The organism is Ruegeria sp. CDSA033 (assembly GCF_059612305.1).
Window position 1 is genome coordinate 459445 of sequence record NZ_JBXWQI010000001.1, and the last position, 13450, is coordinate 472894.

The 13450-nt window shown below is 55.7% G+C and carries 13 protein-coding genes; 8 read left to right on the top strand and 5 right to left on the bottom strand.

Going from position 1 to position 13450, the window contains the following annotated elements; all coding sequences use genetic code 11:
- Positions 1-132 precede the first annotated feature (132 nt).
- From AC2FLA_RS02290 to AC2FLA_RS02310, 5 genes are all read left to right on the top strand, one after another.
- A complete protein-coding gene (locus tag AC2FLA_RS02290; protein ID WP_496720180.1) occupies positions 133-1224 on the top strand; it encodes an ABC transporter ATP-binding protein in 1092 nt (363 codons plus the stop codon).
- Positions 1225-1335: 111 nt separating this feature from the next.
- Positions 1336-2427, top strand: coding sequence for an extracellular solute-binding protein (locus AC2FLA_RS02295; RefSeq protein WP_108858772.1), 1092 nt, complete (start codon positions 1336-1338; stop codon positions 2425-2427).
- Between the two features lie 70 nt (positions 2428-2497).
- Entirely contained in the window at positions 2498-3769 is a 1272-nt protein-coding gene (locus tag AC2FLA_RS02300; protein WP_496720182.1) for an ABC transporter permease, read from the top strand.
- A gap of 5 nt (positions 3770-3774) precedes the next feature.
- Complete coding sequence (locus AC2FLA_RS02305; RefSeq protein WP_496720183.1) at positions 3775-4986, top strand: ABC transporter permease; 1212 nt, start codon at positions 3775-3777, stop codon at positions 4984-4986.
- A gap of 161 nt (positions 4987-5147) precedes the next feature.
- A complete protein-coding gene (locus AC2FLA_RS02310) occupies positions 5148-6368 on the top strand; it encodes an aminopeptidase P family protein (protein ID WP_496720184.1) in 1221 nt (406 codons plus the stop codon).
- 21 nt (positions 6369-6389) lie between these two features.
- On the opposite strand, the gene speB is transcribed toward AC2FLA_RS02310, so the two are convergent.
- The gene (gene speB, locus AC2FLA_RS02315; RefSeq protein ID WP_496720185.1) at positions 6390-7364 is read right to left on the bottom strand and encodes an agmatinase; all 975 of its coding nucleotides are present in this window, start codon (positions 7362-7364) and stop codon (positions 6390-6392) included.
- A 150-nt stretch (positions 7365-7514) separates the two neighbouring features.
- Between speB and AC2FLA_RS02320 the strand changes: the two genes are divergently transcribed.
- The 3 genes from AC2FLA_RS02320 (at position 7515) to AC2FLA_RS02330 (ending at position 9908) form a co-directional block, all read left to right on the top strand.
- A complete protein-coding gene (locus AC2FLA_RS02320) occupies positions 7515-8357 on the top strand; it encodes a glycosyltransferase family 25 protein (RefSeq protein ID WP_496720187.1) in 843 nt (280 codons plus the stop codon).
- Positions 8358-8484: 127 nt separating this feature from the next.
- Entirely contained in the window at positions 8485-8853 is a 369-nt protein-coding gene (locus tag AC2FLA_RS02325; RefSeq protein ID WP_496720189.1) for a group I truncated hemoglobin, read from the top strand.
- Positions 8850-9908, top strand: a complete 1059-nt coding sequence (locus AC2FLA_RS02330; RefSeq protein ID WP_496720191.1) for an adenylate/guanylate cyclase domain-containing protein — start codon at positions 8850-8852, stop codon at positions 9906-9908. Before AC2FLA_RS02325 ends, AC2FLA_RS02330 begins: the two co-directional genes overlap by 4 nt.
- An 8-nt stretch (positions 9909-9916) precedes the next feature.
- Here AC2FLA_RS02330 and AC2FLA_RS02335 read toward each other — a convergent pair whose 3' ends face one another.
- The 4 genes from AC2FLA_RS02335 to metA all read right to left on the bottom strand — a co-directional run bounded on the left by AC2FLA_RS02335 (position 9917) and on the right by metA (position 13414).
- The gene (locus tag AC2FLA_RS02335) at positions 9917-10531 is read right to left on the bottom strand and encodes a TetR/AcrR family transcriptional regulator (RefSeq protein WP_058271885.1); all 615 of its coding nucleotides are present in this window, start codon (positions 10529-10531) and stop codon (positions 9917-9919) included.
- 103 nt (positions 10532-10634) lie between these two features.
- The gene (gene ppk2, locus AC2FLA_RS02340) at positions 10635-11504 is read right to left on the bottom strand and encodes a polyphosphate kinase 2 (protein ID WP_496720193.1); all 870 of its coding nucleotides are present in this window, start codon (positions 11502-11504) and stop codon (positions 10635-10637) included.
- Positions 11505-11553: 49 nt separating this feature from the next.
- Complete coding sequence (locus AC2FLA_RS02345) at positions 11554-12507, bottom strand: alpha/beta fold hydrolase (protein WP_496720194.1); 954 nt, start codon at positions 12505-12507, stop codon at positions 11554-11556.
- Positions 12497-13414, bottom strand: coding sequence for a homoserine O-acetyltransferase MetA (gene metA, locus AC2FLA_RS02350; RefSeq protein ID WP_058271457.1), 918 nt, complete (start codon positions 13412-13414; stop codon positions 12497-12499). Before metA ends, AC2FLA_RS02345 begins: the two co-directional genes overlap by 11 nt.
- Positions 13415-13450: the final 36 nt, after the last annotated feature.

The window sequence follows — 13450 nt, forward strand, 5'->3', positions numbered from 1 at the left end:
TTCTAATAGTTATTCACGTGTCATATTTTGGTTGCGTGTCGCACCCTGCATGTCCTTAAATGGCCTCGACAGGTCTTTGAGATCCGGATGAACCGGGCAGGCAAGGACTGCACAGGGGAGACTAATCGGTAAATGTCTAATGACGCAGCGTTCGTCGAGTTTCAGCATGTCCAAAAATCTTATGATGGCGAGATCCTTGTTGTAAAAGACCTTAACCTTTCCATGCCGAAGGGTGAGTTCCTTACAATGCTTGGGCCCTCGGGGTCTGGCAAGACAACTTGCCTGATGATGCTGGCAGGGTTTGAAACAGCCACACATGGCGAGATTATGTTGGACGGACGGCCGATCAACAACATCCCACCGCACAAGCGCGGTATCGGCATGGTTTTCCAGAATTACGCTCTTTTTCCGCACATGACGGTGGCAGAAAATCTGTCTTTCCCTCTGGAAGTGCGGAATATCGGCAAGGACGCAAGAGAAGAGAAAGTCCGTCGGGCGCTTGATATGGTGCAGATGGGGGCCTTTGGCAGCCGTCGACCGGCGCAATTGTCTGGTGGTCAGCAACAGCGGATCGCCCTCGCGCGCGCGCTGGTGTTTGAACCCGAGCTGGTTCTGATGGATGAACCACTGGGCGCGCTCGACAAACAGCTGCGCGAGCATATGCAGTTTGAAATCACGCGTCTGGCCCATGAACTTGGGATTACGACCGTCTACGTGACCCACGACCAGACCGAGGCGCTGACAATGTCGGATCGCGTTGCCGTATTCGACGATGGGCGCATTCAACAGCTTGCGCCGCCGGATCTTCTGTATGAAGAGCCAGAGAACAGCTTTGTTGCTCAATTTATCGGTGAAAACAACACGTTGGAAGGCGTTATTAAGTCAATTAACGGCGACGAATGTGTTGTAGCGCTGGATGACGGATCTGAAATTGACGCCAAGCCGGTCAATGTCCATGCGGCAGGTGATCGAACGAAAGTGTCGATCCGGCCTGAGCGTGTGGAATTCAACAAGGATCGCCTGCACGCCGATGCGCATACCCTGAAAGCAACGGTGAAAGAGTTCATCTACATGGGTGATGTATTCCGGTTCCGGCTTTCAGTTGCCGGGAACGACGACTTCATCATCAAGACGCGAAACGCCCCGGACGCTATCAAACTGTCACCGGGCCAAGAAGTCGAGATCGGCTGGCTTGCGCGTGACTGTCGGGCGTTGGACGCCTGATCAGGGAACAACCCGTTCACGACACCAAAGTGCGCGGGGAAAGGCATGGGTGGGTTACCCCGTGGCCCAGCCAAAAAGATCAAAATTAACGGGAATAACAGGGAGTTAACGATGAAAGTAACAAAAACCACTCTTATGGCAGGTGCTATCGCGGCAGTTGCCGGCGCTGCATCCGCAGAGGAAATGACTATTGTCTCTTGGGGTGGCGCATACTCCAAGTCGCAGCTGAAAGCATATCACGAGCCCTATTCCGAGAAGTCCGGCGTCACGATCCTGAACGACGACAGCTCGGCCGAGGCGGTTGCGAAACTGCGTGCGATGAACGAAGCGGGTAACGTTACCTGGGACGTGGTCGACGTTGTGGCGGCAGACGCAATTCGTCTGTGTGACGAAGGTTTGGCGCTGGAAATCGATCCGGACACCATGCTGGCACCGGCACCTGACGGAACCTCGGCTGCCGATGATTTCGGTGACTTGCTTGTCAGTGAGTGTTTCATTCCGCAAATCGTTTATTCGACTACATTCGGGTATCGCACGGATCTGGTGGGTGACACACCGCCGTCGGATGTTTGCGCAGTCTTCGATCTGGAAGCCTATCCAGGCAAGCGTTCGCTTGAAAAGCGTGCCATCAACAACATGGAATGGGCGCTGATTTGTGATGGCGTAGCCAAAGACGACGTCTATGACGTGCTGGCGACTCCTGAAGGGCAAGATCAGGCCCTGGCCAAGCTAGGCACCATCAAAGACAACGTTGTCTGGTGGTCCGCAGGCGCGGACACGCCACAGTTGCTGGCGGACGGCGAGATCATCATGGGTTCGACCTATAACGGTCGTCTGTTCAGCGTGATCGAAGAGCAGAAGCAACCCGTTGCAATGCTGTGGGATGCGCAGATCTTTGATCTGGACGGCTGGATTATTCCTGCTGGTCTGAGCGAAGAGCGTCAGAAGCGCGCGCTGGACTACATCATGTTCGCAACCGATACGCAGCGCCTGGCGGATCAGGCCAAGTACATCTCGTACGGCCCGGCCCGCGCATCTTCGGCGCCGCTGGTGGGTCAGCACGCGGACCTGGGCATCGACATGGCACCTCACATGCCGACCGATCCCGAGAACGCCAAGAACACGTTCCTGTACAACTACGAGTTCTGGGCTGACTATCGCGATGACATCGAAGCAAAGTTCCAGGCTTGGCTGGCGAAGTAATCGCTGATTGAACCAAAAAAACCAGCCGGGGCCAAGTTGGGCCCCGGCGTCAAAAAGTCAGGGAACGCAGATGAGCGACGCAACTCAATCAGGTCCGATGTTGGCGGCAGATGGTACGCCGCTGAAGAAATCACTGGCGCGTTCATTGCGTCGGCGTAAATTGCGGGCGTTGGCTCTGGTTGCGCCACTTTTGCTATTTGTACTGCTTTCCTTCGTCATCCCTATCATTTCCATGCTATTCCGATCGGTCGAAAACGGGATCGTCTCAGAGACACTTCCTTTGACAGTCGTTGAGTTGCAGCATTGGGACGCCGAGAGCGGGGAATTGCCGGACGAAGCTTTGTATGAAGCATTTATTCGCGACATGGTTGTTGCCGTTGACGCCAAGCAACACACAAGACTGGGTACCCGCCTGAACTATGAGCAGACGGGCATGTCGTCGATGTTCCGAAAGTCCGGTCGCCAGATCAAACGGATAGATCCGGAGGTTGATGGTCCGTTCAAGGACAAACTAATCGAAATTCACGAAGGCTGGGGTGACGTTGATACATGGCGTGTGATCAAAACGCACGCCGTGCCGATTACCAATGGATATTTCCTGAACGCCGTTGATATGCAACGCACGCCAGAAGGTGCGCAGGCCCAGCCTGAGGACAAACGTATCCTCATCAAGTTGTTCGGCCGAACATTGTTCATGTCGCTGATCATCACCGGGTCCTGTATTCTACTGGCCTATCCGGTCTCATACCTCTTGGCCAATCTGCCGATGCGCGTTTCAAACATGCTGATGATTTTGGTACTGCTTCCGTTCTGGACATCGCTGCTGGTGCGCACGTCAGCATGGAAAGTGATGTTGCAGCAACAAGGGGTGATCAACGAAACGCTGGTCTGGCTGGGGCTTGTTGCCGATGATGCCAGGTTGGTGATCATCAACAACCAGTTCGGCACGATTATCGCGATGACGCATATCCTGCTGCCGTTCATGATCCTGCCGATGTATTCGGTCATGCAGACGATCCCGATAACCTATACACGCGCGGCCAAATCGATGGGGGCAACGAACTGGACCACCTTCTGGAGGATTTACTTCCCGCAATCCATTCCAGGTATCGGCGCGGGCTCGATCCTCGTTTTCATTCTGTCCATCGGCTACTACATCACGCCCGAGATCGTGGGCGGCACCAAGGGTGTCTTCATCTCGAACCGGATTGCCTACCACATCTCATCCTCTCTCAACTGGGGACTGGCTGCGGCGCTGGGGACGATCTTGCTGGCGGTCGTTCTTCTACTCTACTGGTGCTACGACAAGATCGTTGGCATTGATAACGTCAAGCTGGGATAAAGAATATGGCTGCACTTACACCAATATCCCGCAAACCGTTGTCGGTGGTTCTGCCGGCTGTCGCAATCGCCGGAGGATTTCTGGGCATGTTCGTCGGAGCCGGGCAGGGCAACGTCCTGCTGGGTATCCTAATCGGCGCTGTTTTGATGGCAGGACTGGCATGGCTGTATATCAACGTGCTGGACAACGAACGCGTTGCGCGCTGGATTACGATACTGGGCCTGGCCGCAGTCGGATTTTTCTTTGCAGGCATTACAGGCTTGATCGTCGGGCTGCTGGCGGGGTGGTTCTTTGCCTTCTTCATCTTCTGGCTTTACGAAGGGCGCTATCGGCAAAAATTGCTGCCTTACATGACGGCTGGTCAGGTGTTGTGGCACTTTACTTTCCGGGTGATCTGCGGGGCGATTTTCGTGTTCCTGATCACACCAATCCTTGTGGTTCTGCCGCTGTCTTTCAACGCGCAAGACTTTTTCACCTTCACGCCCGAAATGCTGCGTCTGGACCCTGAAGGGTATTCACTGAAGCATTACCGCGACTTCTTCACCAACAATGAATGGCAGCGCAGCTTCAAGAACTCGTTGATCATCGCACCAATTGCGACCGTCATTTCGGTATCGCTTGGCACTCTGGCGGCGATAGGTCTCAGCCAGTCGCATGTTCCGGGGCGTCGGGCCATCATGGGCATTCTGATTTCGCCAATGATCGTTCCGCTGATCATCTCGGCCACGGGTATGTTCTTTTTCTACAGCGACATCGGCCGCTTTATGGAAGGCACGCTGGGCATGAACAAGAACTTCGTCGGCTATGTGAAAGTCGTGCTGGCACATGCAGTTTTGGGGATTCCCTTTGTTATCATCACGGTGACCGCCACGCTGGTCGGTTTCGACCAATCGCTGACGCGGGCTGCTGCGAATATGGGTGCGGGTCCGGTGCGGACGTTCTTCAAGATCCAGATGCCGCTGATTTTGCCGGGTGTAATCTCCGGCGGATTGTTTGCCTTCATCACTTCGTTTGACGAAGTTGTGGTGGTTCTCTTTGTCGGATCAGCCAGCCAGAAAACACTGCCATGGCAGATGTTCACAGGCCTGCGTGAGCAGATCAGCCCGACCATTCTGGCCGTTGCGACCATCCTTGTCGTGATCTCGATCGCGCTGCTGACCACGGTCGAACTGCTGCGGCGGCGGTCTGAACGCCTGCGGGGTCTCACCCCGGCTTGACGCGACTCAAAAGCTGATTTAGCGATTTCACCATGTACCCCGGTCACGATGGCGTCGTGACGCAACGCGGGGTGCATGGCTCTCGGATCCCGAGGCCGCTCGTCCTGAACGCCGGGACTTGTGGCCGGGCGATGCCAGTCCGGCGTTGAGGAGAGTCAAAGATGAAAGATCTGAACAACCGCCCCGAGTTTTTCACCTGCCATAATGGTGACAAAGCGCCGTTGCCATTCAGCCGGGCTGAATACGACCGTCGCCTTGCCAGCCTGCGCGCGACGATGGCGGCACGGGACATTCCCGCAGTTCTGCTGACGTCGATGCAGAACATCGCTTACTACTCGGGCTTCCTGTACTGCTCGTTTGGTCGCCCCTATGGCTGTGTTGTAACGCAGGATGCCTGCACCACGGTTTCGGCCAATATCGACGCCGGCCAGCCCTGGCGCCGGTCGGTCGAAGAGAACGTGATCTACACCGATTGGAAGCGGAACAATTACTGGCGTGCTGTGGCCAGCCTGATCGGTTCCGCGCGCCGGGTCGGTATCGAGGGTGACCACATGACCCTGGCAATGCGCGACACTGCGCTCGATATGCTGGGGGCACCGGAACTGATCGATATCGCGTCTGATACGATGGCTGCACGGATGGTGAAATCAACCGAAGAGATCGAATTGATCAAAGGCGGCGCGCGTACTGCGGATGTTGGTGGCGCGGCGATCCACGCCGCGATCCGTGAAGGCGCGACCGAGATCGAGATCGCCATGGCCGGACGTGACGCGATGGAGGCCGAGATTGCCCGCGCCTATCCGGATGCCGAATACCGCGACACATGGGTTTGGTTCCAGTCGGGCCTGAACACGGATGGCGCACATAACCCGGTCACCAAGCGCGCGTTGGAAAAGGGCGATATCCTATCCCTGAACACTTTCCCGATGATTTCAGGTTATTACACAGCGCTGGAGCGCACTCTGTTCCTAGGCGAACCCGACGCCGATAGCCTGCGCATCTGGAAAGCCAACGTTGCCGCGCATGAGCTGGGTCTGAGCCTGATTAAACCCGGCGCGACCTGCTCGGGGATCTGCGAAGAGATCAACCGCTTTTTCGCTGACGAAGGCCTGCTGCAGTACCGGTCCTTCGGGTACGGCCACTCTTTCGGGATCCTCAGCCACTATTACGGGCGCGAGGCGGGGCTGGAGCTGCGCGAGGATATCGATACGGTTTTGGAACCGGGCATGGTCGTTTCAATTGAGCCGATGCTGTGGATTCCAGAAGGTCAGAAGGGTGCAGGCGGATACCGGGAACACGACATTCTGGTGGTCGAGGAAACCGGTGCCGAAAACATTACCGGCTTCCCCTATGGCCCTGAACACAACACGATCAGTGCATAATTGATCTGGCAGGAAGGGCGATCAGCCCTTCTTGCCACGTTCGTGAAAGATGAATCCGATGAAGTTCAGCAGAACCTGCGCTGCCAGAATCTGCGTGCTCTCGGTCGGGTCGTAATTCGGAGCCACTTCGACTAGGTCGATCCCGACTACGTCTCCGCGTTTCGCAAGCCCCTGAATTATCTCCAGGACATCATAGTACTGGAACCCGCCGTGGCTGGGCGTGCCAGTGCCAGAGGCGATGGACGGGCAGAATGCGTCGATATCAATCGTGACATAATACCGGGCGCCTTCCGGGATGCGCGCCAACACGCCATCTGTACCGAGCTTGCGCACTTGCCGAACAGACAAAATGTCCGACCCACGGGCGCGGGCGTCCTCATATCCTTCTTTGGCGGTTGACGACACGTTCCGGATGCCCAGTTGCGTCATGCCCGAAACGTATGGCTTTTCAATTGCACGCCGCATGGGGTTGCCGTGTCCGGCGGTCACGCCATGCCGTTCGTCCACGAAATCCAGATGCGCATCAATTTGAACGACGTGGATAGGCCCGTTTTTCTCGCAATCGTTTTCGAAAGCGTTGATGCAGGGAATATTGACCGAGTGATCGCCGCCGATGGTGACGGGTAGGGCACCTGCGTTCAGCATCTTTTCCACACCGAACTGGATGTTGGCATGGCTTTCTTCGGTCTTGGTGTGGATGATATCCGCGTCGCCGATATCGACCATCCGGACCGAGCCATCCAAGTAAGTGGCATCATCCTCATGGTCATATGCGCCGGCATGGCCGAAGCTGAAAAGAGTCGATGCCTCGCGCACGGCCCTAGGTCCGAACCGGGCGCCGGAACGCCACTGGGTTCCGAAATCAAAAGGCGCCCCCATGACGGCGACGTCAGCATCGATTTGATCCCAATCCGGGACATATGGCGATTTGCCAAAGGTAGAAATACCCACAAACGGCAGGTTCAGGCGACCGCCGGAATATCCATGAGACGTCATTGCAAGAATCCTGTTTATTGTTTTCCCAGCGCAGCTTAATCGGGACTTCTAAATCAGGATAGGCGAAACCGGATACATATTGCTCAAGCGCAGACTTGATTGTCCGCCTTGCCAGCGTGTATCTGGCGTAACCGCTTGAAAGGAAACACCGTGGGACGTCACGAACTGCCACCGGAGACGGGTGCCTTTTTTATCAATCTGGATCGGGTCCCAGTGCGCCGTGACTTCATGGAAGCGCAGTTCAATCATGCAGGCTTGGTGGGTGCCACCCGGTTTGGCGCGACGGATGCCCAGAAACCCGGAGTTGTGGACGCTAGTGGCTATGTTGCTGGAACGGGCAGTCGCTGGGGTTTGACGCAAAGCGAAATCGCCTGTTTTGAAAGCCATCGCGCGGTTTGGCAGACTGCGGTGGATCAAAACCTTAATGCGGTGGCCGTTTTCGAAGATGACGTCGAAATGTCTGTTCAGGCAGGATCGATAATCGCCGCCTTGCTGGAGGTCCCGGATGCCTTTGACATGGTCAAGCTGGACTATTCCCCCAAGCCCCTTCGTTTTGGGCCTGAGATGCGCATTGCGGGAGTTGACGTCCGGCCCATGCTGGAGATGGCGCCGAGTGCGGCCGCCTATGTGCTTTCTCAGCGGGCCTGCCAGAAACTGCTGAATTGGTCCGAAAAGTATTCGGATCACCTGGACGATTTCGCCTCGATCCCACGGTCGAATTGGCGGATGTATCAGTGCTTTCCGGCTGTTGGGGTGCAGATGATCTGGTCGAAACAGCAAGATCACACGGTCGAAGAAGTGAAGGTCAGCGAACGATCCCAAGACCAGAAAACCAACAGCGGGCTGGATAAGGGGCCGCTTTGGTTCCGCCTTCGGCGGGAATTGGTCGCGGCGCGGCGCAAGTTGTATTGGCGCGTGGGGGGCCAGACGCGATTGCTGGAACAGGGGGGATACGTCGGGTTCATCCCCTGCGCCGACGATCTGAGCGTGTGAATTCAAGTCTCACCAACGCCACCTAAATGGTCGTCCTGCAGTGCATCCGCGTCATAAGCGTTAACAAAACTGTCAATATGATATAACCTCGTGACGTTAGTGGTGAATAACGTTTGGGTTATGTGTCGTGGGGCAGACAATTTACGAAAGATACGGTGGTTTCAAAACGATCTCGCGGATCGTGATGACCTTTTACGAAATGGCGTTGGAGTCCGATCAGATCGGTGACCATTTCGAAGACATAGATATGCCCCGGTTGATTGATCATCAGACCAAGTTTGTTTCGTCTCTGGTTGGTGGACCTGCATCCTTTAGCGATGACAGGATCGAGGCGGTTCATCGTCACCTGAACATCTCACACGCCGATTTCGATGAGATGGCTGCGCTTTTCAGCGAGGCCCTGTCAATGCATGGAATGGAAGACGCGCATATAAAAATTGCCCTTGATGCCATCGAGTCAAAACGAGCCATCATCGTGGCACGCGACGCCGCATGAGTATTCTGGCCATAAATGAACAGCTGCTCCGCGCGATCGGTGTTGGCGTCGCTGTTGTGCGGGCTTCGGATTTGGGTTTCGTGTTTCACAACGGTCCATTTACCGAGTGGTTTGGGGCACCGGCTGAAGGTCAGACCCTGTTGGATTATTTTCCCGACCTTGATCCAAAAGAGCTCGAAGACGTCAAGCAATCCGGCCTGCGCTATTCGGCCGAGCTGCAGGTCAAACCCAAGCGCCGGGCGCTGATATTCGCAGTCGCGGTGTCCTTGGCCAACGGCCTTTCCGAACAGGTGCTGGTGGTCGAATTTCAGAACATTACCCGCATTCGCGAGCTTGAGAGCATGATCGACAGTTATTCGACCATGGTCGAACGTAACACGCGCGAATTGGAACGTGAGAAAGAGCGGGTCGAACGGCTGCTGTTGAACCTCATGCCGCGCGCTGTGTACGAAGAGTTCAAGACCTTTGGTGTAGTTACGCCGCAGCTTTACGATCAGGTCTCGGTCGTGATGCTGGATTTTGTGGGCTTTACGGATTTTGCGGCAAAGACCGACCCGACTGTGACACTCAGCGAGTTGAACGACGTTTTCACGGCTTTCGACAGGATCGTCGAACAATATGGGTGCGAACGGATCAAGACTATCGGGGACGCTTATCTGGCGGTCTCGGGTATGCCGGACGCGACACCGGATCATGCGACAGCTGTCGCTCATTGCGCGGTCCGGTTCTTGCGATACCTCGAACGACGCAACGAAAGCCATCCGCATAAATGGCAGGCCCGGATCGGTCTGGGAATGGGGCCGGCAGTCGGCTCGGTCGTGGGTATTCAGAAATACGTCTACGATGTGTTTGGTCCGGCCGTGAACATTGCTTCACGCCTGCAAGTCTTTGCAAACCCAATGAATATTGTCGCTCCGGAAGAGATGAAATACGCGTTGATTGACGAGTTCCAGGTCTCGGATATTGGACCGGTGGATATCAAGGGCATGGGTCAGATGGATCTGATTAACGTCACTTCGGGCCTTAGTGTTCCGGCGCCAAGGACTAGGTTCTAGCTCGGTTCTCAATCGTCCTGCGGCACCAGGCCCAAACCCCGCAAATAGATACCGATGCCGCTTTCCAGCAGGTCCTCCGGTGGAAAGGGAGAGCTTGCGCCTGTGTTTCGGGCATAGAGCTCAACAACGCCATGGCTCATGGCCCAGATGTGAGCACTGAACATCGAAGCGGGTGGCCGTTTTTCTGGCGGGATGTGTTGCGAAAGATCTGCGGCTGCTTTTTCTAGCACGCTCTTGGCCCGGTTCGCGGCCAGCGCCAATTCAGGTGTTCGGTTTACGGATATCCCGCTCTCGAACATGGCGATGTAGTGCCCTGGGTGCTTGCGGGCAAAAGCCAGATAGGCTCGACCAGTTGCCTCAAACGCTGCCAAGGCCGAGGGTTGGCCCGTGTCATAGGCGTACTGCATCAGGTCGGCGAACATTTCAAAGCCCTGACGGGCGGCCTCGGCGATCAGGTCCTCGCGCCCCTGAAAGTGCCTGTATACCGCCGCAGGTGTTACGCCTGCGGTCTTCGCGGCCTCGGACAGGGTAAAACCGGTCGGTCCCTTTTCTTCGATCAGCGACAGGGCGGCCTCGATCAGGGCTTGCTTGAGATTGCCGTGGTGATACCCGCGTTTAGCCATGCCTGTGTCACGAGCCTTTTTGTTTAAGTTCTGGGGAACCAAGACATAATCCACGCCTGCCGGTTCGTCCAACCCTTGGCAGCAATGGAGCGCGAAAATGTCATCACGCGTCCAACACCTCGGGTCCGCCGCAAATCAGTGGATCAATCTTGCCAATAGCCTTCTTGTCTTTTTCATCATAGTCCAACGCGTGCAAAACAGTTCGTATTGCCGCGTTGCGGGCGCGTTTTTTGTCGTCTGAGCGAATGATGGTCCAAGGGCAAAGGTCTGAGTGACTGCGGGTCAGAGTTTCCGAGATCGATTGCGTGTACTCGTCCCATTTACCAAGCCCCGCAATGTCGATTGGGCTGAGTTTCCATTGCTTTAGCGGATCTGTCTCACGTGCCAGAAAGCGGTTCAACTGCTCCGCGCGCCCGACGTTAAGCCAGAATTTGAACAGTTTGATCCCGTCATTCACCAGTCCGGTTTCAAGCGGCAGAACTTGCCTGAAAAAACGTTCGCGTTCTTCGGGTTCGCAAAAACCAAAGACGTTTTCGACCACACCGCGATTGTACCAGCTGCGGTCAAAGAACACGATTTCGCCTGCCGCAGGCAGGTGTTGAACGTATCGTTGGAAGTACCATTGGCTGCGTTCGGTATCAGAGGGTTTGCTGAGCGCCACGTTGCGGGCGCCGCGCGGATTTAGGTTCTCGCGAAAGCGTTTGATCGTACCACCTTTTCCGGCGGCATCGCGGCCTTCGAAAATGATCGCAACGCGGTTACCTGTTTCCCTGACCCAGGATTGCATTTTGACCAGCTCGATCTGCAGCAGATCCATTTCTTTTTCGTAATCCTTACGCTTCATTCTTTCTTCGTAAGGATATGTCGGGTTTAGAATGTCGTCTTTCTTTGCGTTTTCAATAGCTGATCGCACCTCTTTCGGGGCGTCCTTGCGGAAATACTTTTCAATGGAACCTTTTTCCGAACGGGCCATTAGCTACCTCGCCATAAAATCCATATCCTACTATGGATTAGCTGGCGGTTTAACGCAAACCCGCTCGCTCGGCGGCGCGGTCGATAGCTGATGCAACCTCGGGGGCGGCCACAACCTGCGGCATGTGACCGATACCCGGAAGCTCGATCAGTTCCGCGTCAGGGATTTGGTCGACCAGTTGTTCTGCATGCCAGGCAAACTTGACAGTGGTGTCAGCCGTTCCGTGAACGATCTCTGTCGGTACAGAAATTTCGCCATAGCGGGGTTGCAGGGCGCGGACCTCGTCCAACAGATTGGCCCGTTGTTTGGCATTGGCATGCATCGAGGCGCGCCGCATTGTCAGGCCGGGGCCGAAATGCTGTGAATATCCTTCGGGTGCTGTCTGCGGGGCAAAGACCTTGTCCAACGCCTGTTCCACATACCATTCGGGAACGAACGCGGTGATCAGGGGTAGGGCCAGCGTATTGCCCGCTTCAGTCGACGCCAGTTTGTTGAAACCGTCCAGCGGCGTCTCCCACGGGATCGCAGCCGGTGCGATCAAAACAAGGGCAGAAATGTTGTCGGGCCGGGTGACCGCCCAAGCCAGCGATACGGACCCGCCATAGCTTTGCCCTGCAACAATGGGCTTTTCCGCGCCCAACTTGGCAGCGGCCTTTTGCAAGATTAACGCTTGTTCCTCAATGGTTTCACCGTTTGAGTTGAAGCCGTCGCTATAGCCAAGGCCGGGTCGGTCGAACACGATCACACGGAAGTTCTCGGCTAGGATCGGTGCAAGAGCAAAAGTCATGTCACGGGTGTTACCGCTGGATCCGTGGATCAAAACCACATCGGGGCCGTCGCCCATGACCACCGCATGGACAGCGATACCGTCGACCATCACCATTTCACCCTCAGGAGGGAAACGAGCCTCAGCCGCAGCTTCGTTCTGTGCTGCGCGCCAGACGGTCAGCAGGATCAGACCCGATAGAACGAGGCCAAGGAATATCAGAACTTTAATGACCAACGTCTTCCATGTTGAACGGTGTGGACTGGTAAATCTCGTTGATCCAGTTGCCGTACAGCAGATGCGCATGGCTGCGCCATCGGTTTTGCGGCGGTTGTGATGGATCGTCGTCTGGATAGTAGTTCATCGGCACGTTGATGGGGGTCCCGTTCGAGACATCGCGATCATATTCCTGCTTCAACGTATCACTGTCATATTCGAAATGGTTAAAGATATAGATCGCACGATGCGAGGGGTCCTCGACCAGACAGGGGCCGACCTCATCGCTACCCAACAATGTCGTCAGGCCAGGCGCGCTGTTGATCTCAGATTGGTTCATTGTGGTCCAGCGGCTGACAGGGATCACGCAATCATCAGAAAAACCGCGTAAAAACGGGGAAGAAGGAGCCAGATTCTGGTGCCGATAGCAACCAAACGCCTTGGCATCGAGCGCCTGTTTGTCGATGCCGTGGAAATGGTTGATCATCGCCATTCCACCCCAGCAAACGCCAAAGGTGGAATGGACGTTCGTCTGAGTCCATTCGAATACTTCGGTCATCTCGTCCCAATAGGTGACGTCATCGAACTCCAGATGCTCGATCGGCGCGCCCGTGATGATCAGGCCGTCGAATTTCTGATCCTTTACCTCTTGGAACGGTTGGTAGAACTCGGCCATGTGATCGGCGGCGGTGTTTCTGGTGCGATGTTCGGTCATGCGGATCAGCGACAGGTCGATCTGCAGAGGCGTGGCACCAATCAGACGCGCGAACTGGTTTTCGGTCTGAATCTTCTTGGGCATCAGATTCAGCAATCCGATCCGCAAGGGGCGGATGTCCTGACGCATTGCCTGATCCGCAGCCATGACCATGACGCCCTCTTTGGTGAGAACGTCGTAAGCGGGCAGGTCGGAAGGGATCTTGATCGGCATTAGGTGCAAGCCTTTGGAGTTACTGTGTAGAGGGGG

Coding starts and splice junctions, on each gene's coding strand:
- AC2FLA_RS02290 (WP_496720180.1), top strand. CDS start 133: ATGTCTAATGACGCAGCGTTCGTCGAGTTTCAGCATGTCCAAAAATCT.
- AC2FLA_RS02295 (WP_108858772.1), top strand. CDS start 1,336: ATGAAAGTAACAAAAACCACTCTTATGGCAGGTGCTATCGCGGCAGTT.
- AC2FLA_RS02300 (WP_496720182.1), top strand. CDS start 2,498: ATGAGCGACGCAACTCAATCAGGTCCGATGTTGGCGGCAGATGGTACG.
- AC2FLA_RS02305 (WP_496720183.1), top strand. CDS start 3,775: ATGGCTGCACTTACACCAATATCCCGCAAACCGTTGTCGGTGGTTCTG.
- AC2FLA_RS02310 (WP_496720184.1), top strand. CDS start 5,148: ATGAAAGATCTGAACAACCGCCCCGAGTTTTTCACCTGCCATAATGGT.
- speB (WP_496720185.1), bottom strand. CDS start 7,364: ATGACGTCTCATGGATATTCCGGCGGTCGCCTGAACCTGCCGTTTGTG.
- AC2FLA_RS02330 (WP_496720191.1), top strand. CDS start 8,850: ATGAGTATTCTGGCCATAAATGAACAGCTGCTCCGCGCGATCGGTGTT.
- AC2FLA_RS02335 (WP_058271885.1), bottom strand. CDS start 10,531: ATGGCTAAACGCGGGTATCACCACGGCAATCTCAAGCAAGCCCTGATC.
- ppk2 (WP_496720193.1), bottom strand. CDS start 11,504: ATGGCCCGTTCGGAAAAAGGTTCCATTGAAAAGTATTTCCGCAAGGAC.
- metA (WP_058271457.1), bottom strand. CDS start 13,414: ATGCCGATCAAGATCCCTTCCGACCTGCCCGCTTACGACGTTCTCACC.